Genomic DNA, 18,260 nt, shown 5'->3' with positions numbered 1-18,260 from the left:
CCGCCGGCGCCACGGCGCGTCCGGGATTCCTCCGCGCGCCACGCCGAACACACTGACCTGCCATTGCGCATTGGAGGCCGGATTCCCGTGGAAGAAATGGCGACGGCAACCGCGCGCAGCCGTTCCCTCGTGTTCGCCCCGAGGATTCAGGAGCTGCTGGCCAGGGACGAGAAGGTGTTCCGGATCGACCCGTCGAAGGTCGGCGTCTCGGACTCCCGGCTGATGGCCGAAATCGTCGCGGCCCGCCCCGTCCTTTCCACCGAGCGATCGGTCTACAAGCCCGCCGCCGGCTCCGACATCCCCCACGACAGCGCGACGCGCACCATCCGCGCGCTGGGGCAGGACGCCATGGCGGGCATCCGCAAGCCGCCGCCCCCGGCGCGCGGCATGGCCGGCTCCTGGCCCTACGCGGGCACCTCCTACCTGCGCCGCTGGCTGTTCTCCGACGACCCGCTGCCGGTCTCCCTGCTGTCGAAGCGCGGCGTCACCCGCTCCGACACCCTCTCCCGGCTCGTCGACCGCGCCGTCACCGCCTGGCCCGGCTCCGCCGACCAGGACGGGGGCACCGAACTGGCCGGACTGATCCGCGGCGCCGACGAGACGCTGGAACGCAAGCAGGCCATCGCGATGTACCGCCGGGCGACGGCCACCCTCTGCGACGGCGTGGCCGCCCTGGCCGGCAACGCCCTGTGGCTCATGGGCCCGGAACGGGACCTGCCGGAGCACCGCGCCAAGCTCACCGACGTCCTCTGGGAGACCCTGCGCCTGCTCCCGCCCGCCTGGATGCTCTACCGCAACGGCGGCGCGGCCTACACCGAACTCCACCCCGAGATCCGGCCCGAGGACGACGTCGCGCTCTTCCCGCTGCTGATGCACCGCCACCCCGACTACTGGTCCGACCCGCTGGACTTCCGCCCCGAGCGCTGGGACGGCGTCGCGGACCCGGAGAAGACACCCGGGTTCATGCCCTTCGGCTTCGACGGCGCCCGCTGCTGGGCCAAGCACCTGATCGTGCCGCTGGCCGAGCAGCTGCTGACCGCGGCCCTGGACAACCGGCTGGTCGTCCACAGCCCGCGGCAGGACGCGCAGGTGCCGCTGCGCTCGCTGCTCGCCGTACGGTTCGAGGCGCGGGTCCGGGCCTGACGCCCCGGCGCCGCCTCCGGAACACCCCCGCCGCCCCGGAAGACCCCTGACACCACGGGACACACCATGGAATCGCCCACACTGGCCGACTGGGTCGGCGACGTCGACGGCTTCACCGGCCGCCAGTGGCAGCGCGAGCCCGCGCTCTTCCCCCGGAAGGCCCCGGAGGCGCCCACCTCGCCCGCCGCGCCCGCCTCGCCGTTCGACCTCGACGAACTCGACGCCGCCTTCGACGGCGGGCTGCTGCGCACGCCCTACCTGGAGATGGTCCGCTCCGACAAGGTGACCATCCCGCCGGAGGCCTTCACCACCTCGCGCACCGTCAACGGCACGGCGCACCACGGCTTCGCGGACCGCGCGAAGGTGCTCGCCCAGCTGCGCCGCGGGGCGACCCTGCTGCTGCGCTGCGTCGACCAGTGGCACCGCCCGACCGGCGAACTGGTGGCGCGGCTCTCCGAGGAGCTCGACCGGCGGGTGGAGGCCTTTTTCTTCGTCACCCCGGCCGGCGCCCAGGGTCTCGCCGTGCACCGCGACGACGCCGACGTGTTCGTCCTCCAGGCCGCCGGACGCAAGACCTGGTACGTCCACGACGCGCCGACGACCGCGGACTGGCGGCTCGGCGAACTCCCCGAGGACGAGCGCTCCCCGCTGCGCCTGCACGGCGTCCTGGAACCCGGCGGCGTGCTCTACATCCCGCGCGGCTTCGCCCACCGGGCGGTCGGCGCCGGGGGCCTGTCCGCCCACCTGTCGCTGACCGTCCGCGACCTCTCCGTCCAGGACCTGCGCACGGCCCTGGAAGGGCAGTTGGCCGAAGGCCTCGGCCTGCCCGCCCGCCCGCTCGGCGAGCCCGCGATCACCGACGCCTGCGCCGCCCTGCTCGCCCACGCCCGGACGAGGCTCGACGCGCTCGGACCGGAGGACCTCCTGCGCGCCGCCCGCGCCGCCCGGACCGGCACCCCCCATGCCCCGGCAGCCCCGGCCGAACCCGCGGAAACCCTCACTGAGGCCGCCCGCACCTGGGAGTCCGCCACCCCCGCCGACGGCCGCTCCGGGCTCGCCTCCGTCGGCCGCACCTGGCGCCGCCTGCGCGGCGCGGCCGGGTAGCCTGCGGCGACGGCAGCGACAGCCCGGCGCGAGGAATCCGCCTCGATGATCTGATCGACCGACAGGATTGCCTCGGACTGACTGACGTTCGACCAGCGAAGCCGCCCCGACTCGACGACCCTCTCCGTTCCGGGCGGCGCTGGGGCAGACTGCTCACCATGCGATCAGAAGATCAGAGGGGCGCCCTGCCCAAGCCCGTCCTGCCGGACGTCGCCGCCGCCCGCGCGATCGGTCCCGAGGCCGCGGTGGAGGCCCGCTGGGAGGGGATCGTCCTGTCCTGGGAGTGGCTCCAGCAGGACATCGGGCACGGCCCCGGCAGCTGCCACGACGGCCTGGTGCGGCTGCTGAAGGCCGCCCGCGCCGAGCCCCGGCTGGGCCGGCTCTTCCCCTGGACCAGCCACCACGACCTGCACTTCAGCCTGTCGACCTCGGCCCCGTGGACCGCCGCGGGCGTACCGTTCGCCGTGCCGCTGGACGGCGGCGGCTACCAGGTCCGCGGCCAGGGCGGCGCCGGGGTGCTCGGCACGCCCGCCACCCCGGAGGAGGCCGTCGCCCTGCTCGTCGACCACCTCCCGCCGGACCTCGGGCCGGTGTTCAACCACCCGGCGGACGAACCACGCTGAGGCCGCCGGGGTGGCAGCGCCCCGCACCGGGGGTCACGATGGAAGCCCGGCCACCTCCGGCCCCGGCCCGATCGGAGCGCGATGAGCGACCAGCACAACGTCGTCCTGCTGACCTTCCCCGACGCCGCCGCCTGGCGCCCGGCCTTCGACGAGGCGCAGCACCTGCCGGGCCTGCGGATGGTGGCGGCGATGGAGCGCAGCGCCGACGGGCTGCTGGAGGTCGCGGACACCTTCACCCGGGGCGCGGGGGTGGCGACCGTCGGCTCGGGTGTGCTGGGCGGCCTGATCGGGCTGCTCGGCGGGCCGGTCGGCGTGCTGCTGGGCTTCGCGGCCGGCGCGGCGCTCGGCAACGCGGCCGAGGAGCACCAGGCGAGCGAGGGCGGCGCCGGGCTGATCATGCTCTCGCCCCGGGTGCCGGACGGCGGGGCACTGCTCGCCCTGGAGCTCCGGGAGTCCTCGCCCGCCCCGGCGGACGAGCTGGCCGCCCGGCACGGGGCCTCGGTCGAGCGGATCGACGCGCGCGAGTTCGCCGAGCGGGTCCGGGCGGCCGAGCAGAAGGCGGACGACGCGGGGGCCTCCTGAGCGGCACGGGGCCTCCTGAGCCGCGGGGGGCCTTCTGAGCCGCAGGGGCCGTACGGGACCGGGCGTCCGGTCCCGCACGGCCCCCGCCGTCACTCCGCCCGTAGCGCGTCCACGGTGCGCGCCCGCGCCGCCCGTACGGCCGGGAGCAGCGCGCCGAGCAGGGCGATCGGCACGCCGCCGAGGCCGAGCAGGACCAGCGCCGGGGTGCCGAAGACGTCCAGCGCGGCGGGCGGGAAGTTCAGCCCGGCGCTGTGTCCCATCGCGGGCACCGTCAGGCCGTGCAGCAGCAGCCCCACCGGCAGGCCGATCGCGCCGCCGACGGCACCGGTCAGCAGGACCGAGGCGAGGACGACGCCCACGGTCTGGGCCGGGGTCATGCCGAGCGCCTTGGCGACGCCGGTGTCCCGGGTGCGCTCGCGGATCTCCAGGACGACGGTGTTGAACACCCCGAGCCCGGCGACCACGAGCAGCAGCAGGGTGAGCGTGGCGGTGAGCGAGTTCAGGGCGGCGATCGAGCCGCTGGAGCCGTGCGGCCCGCCGGTGTCGGCGGTCATGTGTGCCGGGGCGAGCGCGGCGGTGAGGGCGGCGGCGTAGCCGGCGCGGTCGGTGCCCGGCTTCAGCTTGACGAACCAGAAGTCGGGGGTCGGGGCCGTTCCGGGCGGGTAGCTGCCGGCGTCGGTGAGCAGTTCGTTGGTCTGCACGTGCGGGTCGAAGACCTCGCCGACGATCCGGACGGTGACGGCCCGGCCGTGGGTCGTGAAGGTCACCTGGTCTCCGAGGTTGACGGAGGCCTCGGTCAGGAAGGTGGACGGGGCGACGGCCTCGCCCGGGCCCCGGTACCAGCGGCCGCTGACCATCTTGTAGCCCGCCCGGGAGGAGTCGCCGTCGAAGGCGGTCACCGTGGTGGCGCCGGCCACCCCGGGGACGGTGACGTCCTCGGTGCCGTTGCCGAGGTACCCGGCGGTGCCCGGCTGGGCGTCCAGCGCGGCGGTGACGACGGCCCGGTCGGCCGGGACGGGACTGGCCGGCGCCGTTCCGGGCGGGCCGTCCGGCCGGACCGGGTGCACCGCGACGTCCCCCGCGTCGCGGGTCTTCGCCTCCTGCACCCAGCTCATCGTCCCGCCCATGCCCACCGCGAAGACGGCCGCCGCCGTGCCGAACAGCACCGCCGCGAGCATTCCGGCCGCGCGGGCCGGGCGGGCGAAGGGCTGGGCGAGGCCGAGGCTGAGCGGCCTGGGCAGCGGCAGCCGGGCGGCCAGTGCGGCGGCGCGGGCGGCCAGGACGTCCCGCCGGGTGCCGCCCGCGGTCCGGCCGACGGCGAGCGCGTCCACCGTGCGCAGCCGGCCGGCCCGGGCGGCGGCGGCCCAGGCGACCAGCGCGACGGCGGCCAGGGTCCCGCCGGCCACCGCGACGTCCACCCAGGGGGCGAGGCCGGAGGTGTCGGTGCCGTACAGCGAGCCGGTGGTGGCGAGCACCGGGACGGTCAGCGCGTTGCCCACGACGACCCCGAGCAGGGTGCCGACGGCGGCCGGGACCAGCGCCTGGGCGACGTACGCCCGCACCACCTGGGCGGGGGTGCAGCCGAGCGCCTTGAGCACGCCGATCCGCCGGGTGGCGGTGCCCACCGCACCGGCCACCACGTTGCCCGCGACCAGCACGGACATCGCCATGCCGAGCAGGCCGAAGGCGACCATGAAGGGCAGGAACAGCGCGGTGTTGCGGTCCGAGCCCTGTTTGGCGGTGAGCCAGGACTGGGCGCCGGTGAGCGCCCCGGCGGGGGCGGCGGCGGTGACGGCGGCCCGGTCGGCGGCCATGGCGTCGGCGCTGCCGGCGTCGCTGAAGCGGTAGAGCATCTGGTAGCCGGGGGTGCTGCCGGGCGCGGTGAGGGCGGCGACGGTCTCCGGGGTCACCCAGGCGTCGGCGGTACGGCTGACGGAGCGGGCGAGGCCGACGACCTTGAGGGTCGGCGCCCCCGGCAGGCCGGGCACCCGCAGGCTGCCGCCCAGACCCCTCGGCTGGTCGTGGTATCCGGCGTCGACCACCACCTCGCCCGGCTGCTGCGGCCAACTCCCTTGGACCAGGGTGATGTTGTCGACGCCGACGGTGGCCGAGCCACGCCCGGCGACGGTCATCGGCCCCATCGTCACCCCGGGCGGCATGCCCAGGCCGGGGCCCGGCTCGGGGTCGACGGTGACGGTGCGGTACGGCCCGGCGGCCGCCGCCACCCCGGGGGCGTGCGCGGTGGCGGCGAGCTGGTCGGCGCTCGCCCGGGCGCCGTCGAAGCGCGCGGTGAGGTGGGCGCCGCGCTGGTGGTCGAAGGCCTGGTCGAAGGGGTCCTGGGAGGCGACCAGCAGCGAGCCGCCGAGGACGGAGCAGGTGGTGGCCACCAGGGCGGCCAGCCCGACCGCGACGGACTGCGTCCGGCGCCTGCGCACACCGGCCCGGACGACCCTGCCGAGCGCGCTCATGCCGTCACCGCCGGGCCCGGAGCCGTACCCGAAGTCGAAGCCGCGGCCGCACCCGAAGCCACGTCCGGCCCCGAAGTCGAACCCGGACCCGAGTCCGCCTCGACCCGGCCGTCCCGCATCCGCACGGTGCGGGTGGCGCAGTCCTCGGCCAGGGTCAGGTCGTGGGTGACGAGCAGGACGGTCTGCCCGTCCTCGTGCAGTTCCCGGAACAGCTCCTTGACGTCCTCGCCCGAGGCCGAGTCCAGCGCCCCGGTCGGCTCGTCCGCGAGCAGCAGTGTCGGCCGGTTCATCAACGCCCGTGCCACCGCGACGCGTTGGCGCTCGCCACCGGAGAGCCGGCCCGGGTGGGCGCGGGCGTGCCGGTCGATGCCGAGGCTCTCCAGCAGTTCGGCGGCCCGGCGCCGGGCCTCGGCGCGCGGGACGCCGGCCAGTTCGCCGGCCAGCACCACGTTGTCGGCCACGGTGAGGTCGTCCAGCAGGTTGAAGAACTGGAACACCATGCCGATCGTGCCGCGCCGGTAGCGGGCCGAGGCCGCCTCGCCCAGCCGGTCCACCCGCACCCCGGCCACGGTGACCGTCCCGGCGCTCGGCCGGTCCAGCCCGGCGACCAGGTTCAGCAGGGTGGACTTCCCGCTGCCGGACGGGCCGAGCACGGCCACCGACTCCCCCGCCCGCACGCTCAGCGTGACCCCGTCCAGGGCCGCCCGGGCGCCCTCGTAGTGACGGCTCACCCCGTTCAGTTCGATCACCGGATCGCCGCTCATGTCCCCGCTCCTCGTCGTTGCCCGCCTGCTGACGAGGACGAAGGTACGAACGGGCGGCCCGCGCCCGCGTCAGCCGTCCGCCGCACCATCGCTACCACGTCCGGCGGACCCGGGCGCGGCGTCATCCTTCCGACGTAGTCGCCGGGTGTACCCGCCGCCCGCCACCCGCGGGGCTGTCCCCCGGCGCCCGCGGCCCCCACAATGTCCCGGTGATCAACCATCCGACGGTGCGGCGGCTGCGCGCGGCGGTCCGGCTGGCCGGCGGCCCGGGCGGACCGCCGCCGCCCCGGCCGACCCGGCGCGGCCTGGCCTTCGACCTGGCCCTGGCCCTCTTCCTCGCGCTCACCGGCGGGCGCTACGCGACCATCGCGCAGAACCCCGGCCATCCGGACCGGCACAGCCTGTTGCTGCTGCTGGTGCCGCTCGTCCCGCTGCCGCTGGTGCTGCGCCGGCGCCACCCGCTGGCGGTGCTCTGGGTGGTCCTGCCCGCCGCGCTGCTGGTCCGGCACGAGTCGGAGGACATCGCGTACGCGGCGGGCGTGGCGGTGATCGTCGCCGCGTACAGCGCCGCCGCGTACGGGCGCCGAGCGACGGCCCTGCTGCTGAGCCTGCCGGCCGCGACCGCCGCCCTCGTGGTGCTCTTCGCCGCGGCCAAGCTGCCGCACTTCCCCAACGGGGTGATGGCCGTCCTGGTCCTGGTGCCGGTGTTCGCGGTTGCCTACGAACTGCGGATGTGGCGCCGCCGGGTGGACGAGGGGCGGGAGCGGCTCTCCGCCCTGGAGCGCGGGCAGCTGGCCGCGCTGGAGCGCGCGGTGGAGCTCGAACGGGCCCGGATCGCCCGGGAGTTGCACGACGTCGTCACCCACAACGTGAGCATGATGACGATCCAGGCCGGGGCGGCCCGCAAGATCCTGGACACCGCCCCGGACAAGGCCCGCGAGGCGATGGCCGCGGTGGAGTCCGGCGGGCGCGCGGCGATGACCGAACTGCGGCACGTGATGGGCCTGTTGACCATCGACTCGGAGAGCGCCGGCGACCCGGCCGCCGGGGCCGACCTCAGCCCGCAGCCGGGCCTCGGCCGCCTGGAGGCGCTGGTCCACGGCGTCCGGCAGGCCGGGCTGCCGGTCGAGCTGACAGTCCGCGGCGAGCGCCGGCCCGTCCCGCCCGGGGTCGAGCTGGCCGCCTACCGGGTGGTCCAGGAGGCGCTCACCAACACCGTCAAGCACGCGTCCGGCGCCGACGCCGCGGTGACCGTCGAGTACGCCCCCGAGCGGCTGCTGGTCGAGGTCACCGACACCGGCGGTCGCCCCACCGGCGCCGCCGCCACCGGCAACGGACGCGGCCTGCTCGGCCTGCGCGAACGCCTCGCCGTCTACGGCGGCACCCTGCACACCGGCCCCCGGCCGCGCGGCGGCTTCCGCGTCAAGGCCCTTGTCCCCCTGGAGAGTTCATGAACGAGCAGCCGCTGCGGGTGGTGGTCGCCGACGACCAGGCCCTGGTCCGCACCGGGTTCCGGCTGATCCTGGAGTCGGAGGGCATCGACGTGGTGGCCGAGGCCGAGGACGGCGAACAGGCCGTCGCCGCCGTCCGGCGCACCAGGCCGGACGTGGTGCTGCTGGACATCCGGATGCCCGGCCTGGACGGGCTGGAGGCCGCCCGCCGGATCCTGGCGGACGGGGCGCGGCAGCCGCCGCGGATCATCATGCTGACCACCTTCGACCTCGACCACTACGTCTACGCGGCGATGGCCGCCGGGGCCAGCGGCTTCCTGCTGAAGGACGTCACCCCGGAGCACCTGGCGGCCGCCGTCCGGCTGGTCCGCACCGGGGACGCGCTGCTCGCCCCGGCGATCACCCGCCGCCTGGTCGAGCGCTTCGCCCGCCCGGACGACCCGGGCGCCGCCGCCGTCGCCCCGCACCGGGAGCTGGGCACGCTCACCCCGCGCGAGCTGGAGGTGATGGCGCTGCTCGCCCGCGGCCTCAGCAACGCCGAACTCGCCGCCCGGCTGGGGCTGTCCGAGGCGACGGTGAAGACGCACGTGGCCCGAATCCTCGGCAAGCTGGGCCTGCGGGACCGGGCCCAGGTGGTGGTCGCGGCGTACGAGACCGGACTGGTGAGCGTGGGGTCCGCGGCCGAGGGGCGGTAACGCGTGGCGGGAGCCCGGGGGTTGACGCCCCCGGGCTCCCGCCGTGCCGGCCGCGTCAGCCGCGGGTGCGGATCACGCCAGGTCGAAGCGGTCCGCGTTCATGACCTTGGCCCAGGCCGCGACGAAGTCCTCGACGAACTTCTCCTTGGCGTCGTCGCTCGCGTACACCTCGGCGACGGCCCGCAGTTCGGCGTTCGAGCCGAAGACCAGGTCGGCGCGGGTGCCGGTCCACTTCACCCGGCCGGACTCGTCCCGGCCCTCGAAGGTGTGCGCGTCCTCCGAGGTGGCCTTCCAACTGGTGCCCAGGTCCAGCAGGTTGACGAAGTAGTCGTTCGTCAGCACACCGGGCGTCCCGGTGAGCACCCCGTGCGCGGACCCGCCGTGGTTGGCGCCCAGCACGCGCAGGCCGCCGACCAGCACGGTCAGCTCGGGGGCGCTGACGCCCAGCAGGTTGGCCTTGTCGAGCAGCAGGTACTCGGCCGGCAGCCGGTTGCCCTTGCCGACCCAGTTGCGGAAGCCGTCCGCCTTGGGCTCCAGCGCGGCGAAGGACTCGGTGTCGGTCAGCTCCTGCGGCGCATCCACCCGGCCGGGCTCGAACGGCACCTCGACGGCCAGGCCGGCCGCCTTCGCGGCCTGCTCGACGCCGACGCCGCCGGCCAGCACCACCAGGTCCGCGAGCGAGACCTGCTTCTCGCCGGCCTGCGCGTTGAACTCCCGCTGGACGCCCTCCAGGGCGCGCAGCACCGTGGCCAGCCGGTCGGGCTCGTTGACCTCCCAGCCGATCTGCGGCTGGAGCCGGATGCGGCCGCCGTTGGCGCCGCCGCGCTTGTCGCTGGAGCGGAACGAGGAGGCGGCCGCCCAGGCGGTGGAGACCAGCTCGGACACCGACAGGCCGGTGGCGGTGATCCGCCGCTTGAGGTCGGCGACGTCGGCCGCGCCGATCCGCTGGTACGTGACCTCCGGCAGCGGGTCCTGCCAGAGCAGGTGCTCGGCGGGGACCTCCGGGCCGAGGTAGCGGACGACCGGGCCCATGTCGCGGTGGGTCAGCTTGTACCAGGCGCGGGCGAAGGCGTCGGCGAACTCCTCCGGGTTCTCCAGGAAGCGCCGGGAGATCGGCTCGTAGACCGGGTCGAAGCGCAGCGAGAGGTCGGTGGTGAGCATGTTCGGGGCGTGCCGCTTGCCCGGGACGTGCGCGTCCGGCACGGTGCCCTCGCCGCCGCCGTCCTTGGGCTTGTACTGCCAGGCGCCGGCCGGGCTCTTGGTGAGCTCCCACTCGTAGCCGAACAGCGTCTCGAAGAAGCTGTTGTCCCAGGTGATCGGGGTGGCCGTCCAGGTGACCTCCAGACCGCTGGTGATCGCGTCGGCGCCCACGCCGGTGCGGAAGCTGCTCTTCCAGCCGAGGCCCTGCTGCTCCATGGGGGCGGCCTCGGGGTCCGGGCCGACGTTGTCGGCCGGGCCGGCGCCGTGGGTCTTGCCGAAGGTGTGGCCGCCGGCGATCAGCGCGACGGTCTCCTCGTCGTTCATCGCCATCCGGTAGAAGGTCTCGCGGATGTCGCGGGCGGCGGCGAGCGGGTCGGGGTTGCCGTTGGGGCCCTCGGGGTTGACGTAGATCAGGCCCATCTGGACGGCGGCCAGCGGGTTCTCCAGCTGCCGGTCGCCGGTGTAGCGCTCGTCGCCGAGCCAGGTGGTCTCGGGGCCCCAGTAGACGTCCTCGTCCGGCTCCCACTCGTCGACCCGGCCGCCGCCGAAGCCGAAGGTCCGGAAGCCCATGCCCTCCAGGGCCACGTTGCCGGACAGGATGATCAGGTCGGCCCAGGACAGGGCGCGCCCGTACTTCTTCTTCACCGGCCACAGCAGGCGGCGGGCCTTGTCCAGGCTGGCGTTGTCCGGCCAGCTGTTCAGCGGGGCGAAGCGCTGCTGGCCGCCGCCGGCGCCGCCGCGGCCGTCGCTGATCCGGTAGGTGCCGGCGCTGTGCCAGGCCATCCGGATGATGAAGGGGCCGTAGTAGCCGAAGTCGGCCGGCCACCAGTCCCGCGACGTGGTGAGGGCCTCCTGGATGTCCCGCTTGACGGCCGGGAGGTCGAGGGTCTTGAAGGCCTCGGCGTAGTCGAACTCCGCGCCGAGCGGATTGGCCACGGCGGGATTCTTCGCGAGGATCTTCAGATTGAGCCGTTCCGGCCACCACTGGCGGTTCCCGCCGCCCTGGGTGGGGTGCGGCGCGCGCCCGTGGTTCACCGGGCAGCCCTCCGCGTTCGCCTCTACGCCGGTTGCATCGTGGTTGTCAGACATGGGAATCCTTCCCTCACAAGGCGGATCACGGTGTCATCATCTGCTACCTACGGCACCTACTGCTGCGGTCTGGCCTGGTGCGCCCCGTGGCGTTCCCGCTCGGCACCGCGCACGGCGGTGACGGGAGTGGTGACGGGAGTCACGTGCTGCTGCTGTCCAGGCTAGCGCCGGAGCCGATCCTACGGTGGACGGAATCCAAGTCAAGAAAGACACCAAGCCCATATCCGATCGGGATCCGGAGGGCACCGGAAGCGCATTGGTAAACTCCGGTCCTCCCCATTACCTGAATAGGTGAACCGATATGAGTGACCTCCTGGAGCGGCTGCGCGGGCGCGGCTGGCGCCTCACCTCCCAGCGGCGTGTCGTGGCCGAGGTCCTGGACGGCGAGCACGTGCACCTGACCGCCGACGAGGTGCACGCCCGGGCCGCCGAGCGCCTCCCGGAGATCTCCCGGGCGACGGTCTACAACACGCTCGGCGAACTGGTCACCCTGGGCGAGGTCGTCGAGGTTGCCACCGACGGGCGCGCCAAGCGCTACGACCCGAACGCGCACCACCCGCACCAGCACCTGGTCTGCACGGGCTGCGGCGCCATCCGCGACGTCCACCCGCAGGGCGACCCGCTGGCCGACCTGCCGGCCGAGCAGCGCTTCGGGTTCGTCGTGGCGCAGGCGGAGGTCACCTACCGGGGGCTGTGCCCGGACTGCACGGGCTGACCGCTCCGGCGGCCGGCCGTCCGCCCTGCCCGTACCCGCTGGCCGTACCTGCTGCCCGTACCCGCTGGCCCGCCGTGCACCGATCGGGGGCCGGGATCGCTTAGGGTCGACCAATGGCGAAGTACTTCGACGTGCATCCAGAGTCCCCCCAGCCGCGCACCATCGGCTCCGTGGCCGCCGGCCTCCGTTCCGGGGACCTCATCGCGTACCCGACCGACTCCTGTTTCGCCCTGGGCTGCCAGCTGGACAACCGCGACGGCCTCGAACGGATCCGGTCGATCCGGCGCCTCGACGACCGCCACCACTTCACCCTCATGTGCATGGACTTCGCCCAACTGGGCCAGTTCGTCCACATCGACAACAACGTCTTCCGCGCGATCAAGGCCGCGACGCCGGGCAGCTACACCTTCATCCTCCCCGCCACCAAGGAGGTGCCGCGCCGCCTGCTGCACCCGAAGAAGAAGACGGTCGGCGTCAGGATCCCCGACCACGTCGTCACCAGGGCCCTGCTCGCCGAGCTCGGAGAGCCCCTGGTCTCCAGCACCCTGCTCCTCCCCGGCGAGGACGAGCCGATGACCCAGGGCTGGGAGATCAAGGAGCGGCTCGACCACCAACTGGACGCCGTGCTGGACTCCGGCGACTGCGGCACGGTGCCGACGACGGTCGTCGACTTCTCCAGCGGCGAGGCGGAGATCACCCGGCGCGGGGCCGGCGACCCCGAGCGCTTCGAGTGACGCACCGGGCGCACCGGGCGCACCGGGCGCACCGGGCGCACCGGGCACACCGGGCGCATCCGGAGGGCGGTCTCAACCCCACTGGACCCACAGTGACTTGAGCCCGTTCTGGAAGTTGGAGACCAGCCGCCGCGGCGGCCGCCCCGGCACGAGCCCGAGCCCCGGCAGCCGCTCGACCAGGCAGCGCAGCGCCGACCTCAGCTGCAGGCGGGCGAGTTGGGCACCGAGGCAGAAGTGCGGACCGTACCCGAAGCTCACGTGGTCGTTCGGGCTACGGGTGACGTCGAAGCGGTCCGGGTCGGGGAACACCACCCCGTCCCGGTTCGCGGAGGCGTGGTAGACCACCACCTTGTCCCCCCGCCGGATCGCCCGTCCGCCCAGCTCCACGTCCCGCGTCGCGGTGCGGCGGAAGTCCATGACGGGCGGCCACCAGCGCAGCATCTCCTCGACGGCGGTGGGGATCAACTCCGTTCTCTCGCATAGCAGTTCGTACTGCTCCGGATGGCTCAGCAGGGCGTACAGGCCGCCCGGCAGGCCGTTGCGGACGGTCTCGTTCCCGGCGACGGCGAAGAGGAAGAACATCGTCTCGAACTCCTCGACCGTCAGCCCCGCTTCGAGCGTCCGGGAGAACAGGCCGCCCGGCGCGGGCCGCCGGGCCAGGCCGTGGGCGTAGGCGAACATGTCCGCCAGGGCGGCGCGGGAACGGGGGTTGACCGGGCGGCCGTCCGGACCGGTCCGAGTGGTCGGACGGCGGGCGAGCGCGGCACGGCCGAGTTCGGTGAGCGCGGCCGGCTCGGCGGTGCCGGAGTGGGCGTAGTCGGCGTCCTGGTAGCCGATCACCCGGTTCGCCCAGTCCAGCAGCAACCCCCGGTCCTGCTCCGGCACACCCATCACCCGGGCCAGCGTCCACACCGGCAGGTCGGCGGCGAGCCGCACGAAGTCCGCGCGACCGGCCGGACGCACCTCCTCCACCAGCTCCCGCACCCGCCCGTCCACAGCCCCGGCCAGCTCCGCCAGGGCGCGCGGGGTGAACGCCCCGGCGACGATCCGGCGCAGCCGGGAGTGGTCGGGCGGGTCCTGGTTGAGCATCATCGCCCGCGCGAACGCCAGGTCCGCCGGGGAGTCGGGGTCACGGATCTGCGTGGCCCCCAGGTGCGAGGAGAACAGCTCGGGACTGCGCAGCACGTGCTTCACGTCCGCGTACCGCAGCACCGCCCAGTACCCCGGCCCACCCGGCCACCCGCCGACGGGGGGCTCCTCGACCCAGCAGACGGGGGCGAACTCGCGGAGTTCCCGCAGGAGTTCGTACGGCACGCCGTGCGCGTAGGTGTCCGGGAGGAAGAGCTGGTTCACGTGCGCCTGATCGAGGGCCATACCGACGGACGGTACGTCACGCCACCGGCGGCCGGAACGGCTTCGGCATAGGGATCGGAACCGGCTGGTCAGGGCCTTCTATCCCGTGGCACCAGCCGTGTACGCCCCGCTAGACTCCGCCCGCTCGATCACATGTGCGCTTTCCGTGCGCACGACCTGTCCAAGGTGGGGAAATCAGATGAACGTGCTGCCGATCGGCAGACAAGTAAGACAGGAGCGAGGCGGCGGCCGCACAGCCGCCTCCGGAGCCCTCCTGCTGGCCGTCCTGGCCTCACTGATGGGCCAGGCCGCACCGGCCCAAGCGGCGGCACCGGCACCAGCCGCCGCCTCGCCGCAGGCGGGCGCTCCGGCGGACCCGAGCCCGGCTGCGAGCACGACCGGGGGCGCGGGCGCCACGGCAGCCGCACCGGACCGGAAGGCCGACCAGGAGGCCCTCGCCCAGCAGCTGCGGCAGGCCGACCCGAGCGGCCCGTGCCCGACCGCGCTGCAGCCCAACACCGTGGCGAACTGCACCGTCGACGCCAACACGACCGCCGCCTTCAGCCTCGACCTGCCGCAGCAGAAGGACCTGCTGCTCCTGCAGATCGTCCCCGCCCAGGGATCGGTCACCCCGACCGTGGTCGCACCGGACGGCACCACCGTGGCCTGCGACGACCCGGTCGGCCCGAACTGGGGCAGCAACAAGACCCTGCGGTGTGCCACCACCCAGGCGGGCACGTACACCCTGAAGGCCGGCAACGGCAGCAGCTCGCCGACCGGTCTCGCGCTCTCGTACCTGCCGCTGCTTTCCACCACGGCCTGCCGGACGGTCAGCGCCACCGACCTCGCCCTGGGCGCCCCGACCGTCTTCCACGGTTCCCTGGCGCTCGGCTCGGCCGGTGACTGCTACCGGGTGAACGACCTCGTCGCCGGCGACGTGCTCCGCACCGACGCCACCCAGGCGGGCGTGACCCCCGTCGTCTACGACGCCACCGGCGCCCAGGTCTGCGACAAGTCGACCTACCCCGACTGCCGGCTCACCGGCACCGCGCCGTTCCGGATCACCGCCCAGCGCTACAACGGTGCGGCCCAGACATACGACCTCTCCGCGGCACGGCTCTCCCACCCAGACGGCTGCATGCTGGTCGAGCCCCAGGCCTTCGGCGTCTCCCCGGACCTGACCTCCACCGCACGGTGCCGGACGCTGCGCGTCCCGGAGGCCGCGCGGTACGACTTCGGCCCGGTCAAGAACGAGGGCTACGTCGCCGGAAAACTGTTCGCAACCGACGGCACTGTGCAGGGCGGACTCTGCCCGCTGGGCTCCTGCGACCTGGCACCGGGCGACTACACCTGGGCCGTCGACGCGTACACGGCCCCGGTCGGCGCGTTCGGGATGGCCTTCCACTCGGCCAAGGAGACCCGGGGCTGCGTCGCGGCCAACGACACCGGTCTGACGGCCGGTCCGGCCACCGGCACCTTCGGCGGGCCGGGCCAGCAGCTCTGCCTGACCCTGCCGACCGCCTCCGGCAAGGGCGTCTACCTGCTCAACCGGCCGCCCGCGGACGGCGCGGCGGTCGTCGGTCAGGTGGTCGACGCCTCGGGCGCCAAGCAGTGCGACTTCGGCGACTCCACCGGCATCTGCCAGCTGACCGGTGCCGCCCCGTTCCGCGTGTTGCTGACCGGCACGCCGTCCAAGGCCTACGGACTGGTGGTCCACCGGACCGAGGAGACCGGCGGCTGCACCGCCTGGCCTCAGACCGGGTTCGACGGCACCTGGGGCGTCGAGGTCCCGATGCCGCAGGGCTCGAACCAGGCCGTCTGCCTGAGCCTGCCGGCCGGCCAGCACTCCACGTCCGAAGTCATTGACTACAGCAACCTCAAGAACCAGCTCACCGCCGAACTGAAGGTGCTGGACGGGGCAGGGCGCGAGGCGTGCGCGTTCATTGCGTACGGCAACTCCGCCAAGACGTGCGCCCTGACCGCCGGTGTCCCGTACACCGCGCTGCTGGTCCCGATCCGGACGTGGGAGGCCGACAGCTACAAGCTCGCCCGGCGTGACGTCTCGCCGACCGCGCAGTGCCTGACCCCGTCCTCGACGAACGTCGGCGGCCCGTCCCTCCGGTTCGACCTGACCTCGGCCCTGGACGCCCGGTGCGTCCGGGTCGAAGCCGCAGCCACGGACAAGTTCTGGATCGGCTCACGGCCGGGCCGGAACGTGTACGGCCCGGGAGTGCTCGCCGCCGTGCTCGACGCCGACCGGAAGAACGTCTGCACCCAGTGGGGCACCAGCTGCCTGGCCACCGGCTCGACCTCGTACACCATGGTCCTGTTCGCCGCCGGGTACGACGACAAGCCCATCCACACCAGCGTGGACACCTGGAAGGTCGGCACCACCGACGGCTGGGCGCCGGAGTGCACCGCCCATCCGGTCTCGATCGACGGCTTCCCACAGCGCAGCGGAGTGTTCACCGAAGACTCGACCGCGTACTGCGCGGTGATCGACATGAAGCCCTCGCAGTCCTTCAAGATCGTTGGCAACAGCAGCGCCACCACCGGCCCGCAGCCCTATGTCGACCTGCTGAGCGGCGCCCACTGGAACCGCAGCTACTACAGTCACCAGTGCTCGAACTCCGGCCAGTTCGGCGTGTGCCAGACGACGAACAACGCCGACACCGGCCAGGCCGTGCTGATCATGAGCCCCGTCACAACAGCCCTTCCGATCGAGTACAGCCTGCAGGGCCTCTGCGACTCCTCCTGCCCGATACCGCGGCCGCAGCCCGTCCTGGCGTCCGTCAGCCCCTCCACCGGGGCCGCCGGGACGAGGGTCCAGGCCGTCATCCGGGGCACCGGACTGACCCTGGGCAGCAAGGCGAAGCTGGTGGGCAGCGGTGCCTCCGGCACGCAGTTCCTGGAGACCGTCTCGGTGAACGCCGACGGCACCGCGCTCGACGTGCTGCTCGACACCAGGAGCCTGGCGCCGGGTAAGTACAACATCGAACTCGACGGCGTCTACGGGGTCTCGCTCCCCGACGCCTTCACCGTCACCGCCGCCACCACCCCGTCCAAGAGCCGGTTCGTCCCGATCGACCCGGCCCGCTTCCTGGACACCCGGGACGGCACCGGCGCCCCCGCCCAGCGGGTCGGCGCGGGCGGCGTGGTCAGCCTCCAGGTCGCCGGCGTCAAGGGCGTCCCGGCGACCGGCGTCACCGCCGTCGTCATGAACGTCACCGCCGTCAACCCGACCGGCTCCGGCCACATCATCGTCTACCCCGACGGCCAGCCGCTGCCGAACGTCTCCAACCTCAACTACGAAGCCGGAAAGATCGTCCCGAACCTGGTGACGGTCCCGGTCGTCAACGGCAAGGTCGACCTGCGCAACAGCGCGGGCGACGTCGACCTGATCGCCGACGTCACCGGCTACTACACCGACGGGGCCGCCGGATCGGCCTTCTCCCCGATCACCCCGGCCCGCTTCCTGGACACCCGGGACGGCACCGGCGCCCCCGCCCAGCGGGTCGGCGCGGGCGGCGTGGTCAGCCTCCAGGTCGCCGGCGTCAAGGGCGTCCCGGCGACCGGCGTCACCGCCGTCGTCATGAACGTCACCGCCGTCAACCCGACCGGCTCCGGCCACATCATCGTCTACCCCGACGGCCGGCCCCTGCCGAACGTCTCCAACCTCAACTACGAAGCCGGAAAGATCGTCGCCAACCTGGTGACGGTCCCGGTCGTCAACGGCAGGGTCGACCTGCGCAACAGCGCGGGCGACGTCGACCTGATCGCCGACGTCACCGGCTACTACGGCGACTCCGGCTCGACCTACTCCCCCACCACCCCCGTCCGGCTGCTGGACACCCGCAACGGTGTCGGCGCCCGAGCCGGAGCGGTGAGCGGCGGCGGCGTCGTCAGCATGCGGGTGACGGGCCTGGAAGGCGTGCCGGTCAGCGGCGTCACCGCCGTGGTCCTCAACGTCACGGTCACCGAGCCGACGGCGGACGGCCACCTGATCGTCTACCCGCACGGCACCGACCGCCCCGGCGTGTCGAACCTCAACTTCACGGCCGGGCAGACCAGGGCCAACCTGGTCGTCGTCCCGGTCGTGGACGGCCGGGTGACGTTCTTCAACAACTGGGGTGACACCCACGTGATCGCCGACCTGAGCGGCTACTTCACGGCCTGACCCCGTCCCGCCCGTCACGAACGCTGCCGTGGCGCCCCCACCCCCGGCGGCCCCGCCCCCCCCGCCCCCCCCCCCCAATAGGGGGCCGGGGGAGGCGGTCGGGCGGGGGGGGGGGGGCCGCGGACGGCCGGGCCGGCACGGCCCGGCACTGAGGCCGCGGCA

At 74.0% G+C, this 18,260-nt stretch carries 13 protein-coding genes; 9 read left to right on the top strand and 4 right to left on the bottom strand.

All coding sequences use genetic code 11. The features are described 5' to 3' along the window. The first annotated feature begins 96 nt into the window (after positions 1–96). The 4 genes from ACFY4B_RS08450 (at position 97) to ACFY4B_RS08435 (ending at position 3,452) form a co-directional block, all read left to right on the top strand. Entirely contained in the window at positions 97–1,143 is a 1,047-nt protein-coding gene (locus tag ACFY4B_RS08450; RefSeq protein ID WP_387966913.1) for a cytochrome P450, read from the top strand. Positions 1,144–1,209: 66 nt separating this feature from the next. After that, on the top strand, positions 1,210–2,247 hold the full coding sequence (locus ACFY4B_RS08445; protein WP_380780232.1) for a JmjC domain-containing protein: 1,038 nt from the start codon (positions 1,210–1,212) through the stop codon (positions 2,245–2,247). Between the two features lie 158 nt (positions 2,248–2,405). Continuing rightward, positions 2,406–2,870 carry a DUF6193 family natural product biosynthesis protein gene (locus ACFY4B_RS08440; protein ID WP_387966912.1) on the top strand — a complete coding sequence of 155 codons (465 nt, stop codon included), beginning with the start codon at positions 2,406–2,408 and terminating at the stop codon, positions 2,868–2,870. An 81-nt stretch (positions 2,871–2,951) separates the two neighbouring features. Further along, on the top strand, positions 2,952–3,452 hold the full coding sequence (locus ACFY4B_RS08435) for a histidine kinase (protein WP_387966911.1): 501 nt from the start codon (positions 2,952–2,954) through the stop codon (positions 3,450–3,452). Between the two features lie 89 nt (positions 3,453–3,541). Here ACFY4B_RS08435 and ACFY4B_RS08430 read toward each other — a convergent pair whose 3' ends face one another. Both ACFY4B_RS08430 and ACFY4B_RS08425 read right to left on the bottom strand, forming a co-directional pair. Then, the gene (locus ACFY4B_RS08430; RefSeq protein ID WP_387966910.1) at positions 3,542–5,920 is read right to left on the bottom strand and encodes an FtsX-like permease family protein; all 2,379 of its coding nucleotides are present in this window, start codon (positions 5,918–5,920) and stop codon (positions 3,542–3,544) included. Next, positions 5,917–6,684, bottom strand: coding sequence for an ABC transporter ATP-binding protein (locus ACFY4B_RS08425; protein ID WP_387966909.1), 768 nt, complete (start codon positions 6,682–6,684; stop codon positions 5,917–5,919). The genes ACFY4B_RS08430 and ACFY4B_RS08425 overlap by 4 nt, the downstream gene beginning before the upstream one ends. Before the next feature lie 209 nt (positions 6,685–6,893). Here ACFY4B_RS08425 and ACFY4B_RS08420 point away from each other — a divergent pair, with 209 nt between their 5' ends. Beyond that, a complete protein-coding gene (locus ACFY4B_RS08420) occupies positions 6,894–8,138 on the top strand; it encodes a sensor histidine kinase (protein ID WP_387966908.1) in 1,245 nt (414 codons plus the stop codon). After that, complete coding sequence (locus ACFY4B_RS08415) at positions 8,135–8,830, top strand: response regulator (protein ID WP_387966907.1); 696 nt, start codon at positions 8,135–8,137, stop codon at positions 8,828–8,830. The genes ACFY4B_RS08420 and ACFY4B_RS08415 overlap by 4 nt, the downstream gene beginning before the upstream one ends. Positions 8,831–8,902: 72 nt before the next feature. Here ACFY4B_RS08415 and katG read toward each other — a convergent pair whose 3' ends face one another. After that, entirely contained in the window at positions 8,903–11,119 is a 2,217-nt protein-coding gene (katG, locus tag ACFY4B_RS08410) for a catalase/peroxidase HPI (protein WP_049650745.1), read from the bottom strand. A gap of 301 nt (positions 11,120–11,420) precedes the next feature. Between katG and ACFY4B_RS08405 the strand changes: the two genes are divergently transcribed. Continuing rightward, positions 11,421–11,834: a Fur family transcriptional regulator gene (locus tag ACFY4B_RS08405; RefSeq protein ID WP_387966906.1), complete on the top strand. Its 414-nt coding sequence runs from the start codon at positions 11,421–11,423 to the stop codon at positions 11,832–11,834. 113 nt (positions 11,835–11,947) lie between these two features. After that, positions 11,948–12,568 (top strand): L-threonylcarbamoyladenylate synthase, encoded by a 621-nt coding sequence (locus ACFY4B_RS08400; RefSeq protein ID WP_049650747.1) that lies wholly within the window; start codon positions 11,948–11,950, stop codon positions 12,566–12,568. Positions 12,569–12,640: 72 nt separating this feature from the next. On the opposite strand, the gene ACFY4B_RS08395 is transcribed toward ACFY4B_RS08400, so the two are convergent. Beyond that, entirely contained in the window at positions 12,641–13,942 is a 1,302-nt protein-coding gene (locus ACFY4B_RS08395; protein WP_387966905.1) for a cytochrome P450, read from the bottom strand. A gap of 178 nt (positions 13,943–14,120) precedes the next feature. On the opposite strand from ACFY4B_RS08395, the gene ACFY4B_RS08390 reads away from it, so the two are divergent. Then, positions 14,121–18,098 (top strand): hypothetical protein, encoded by a 3,978-nt coding sequence (locus tag ACFY4B_RS08390; protein ID WP_387966904.1) that lies wholly within the window; start codon positions 14,121–14,123, stop codon positions 18,096–18,098. Positions 18,099–18,260: the final 162 nt, after the last annotated feature.

This window comes from Kitasatospora sp. NPDC001261, from assembly GCF_042896795.1.
Lineage (GTDB): Bacteria > Actinomycetota > Actinomycetes > Streptomycetales > Streptomycetaceae > Kitasatospora.
This window is presented reverse-complemented; position numbering and strand designations above follow the sequence as displayed.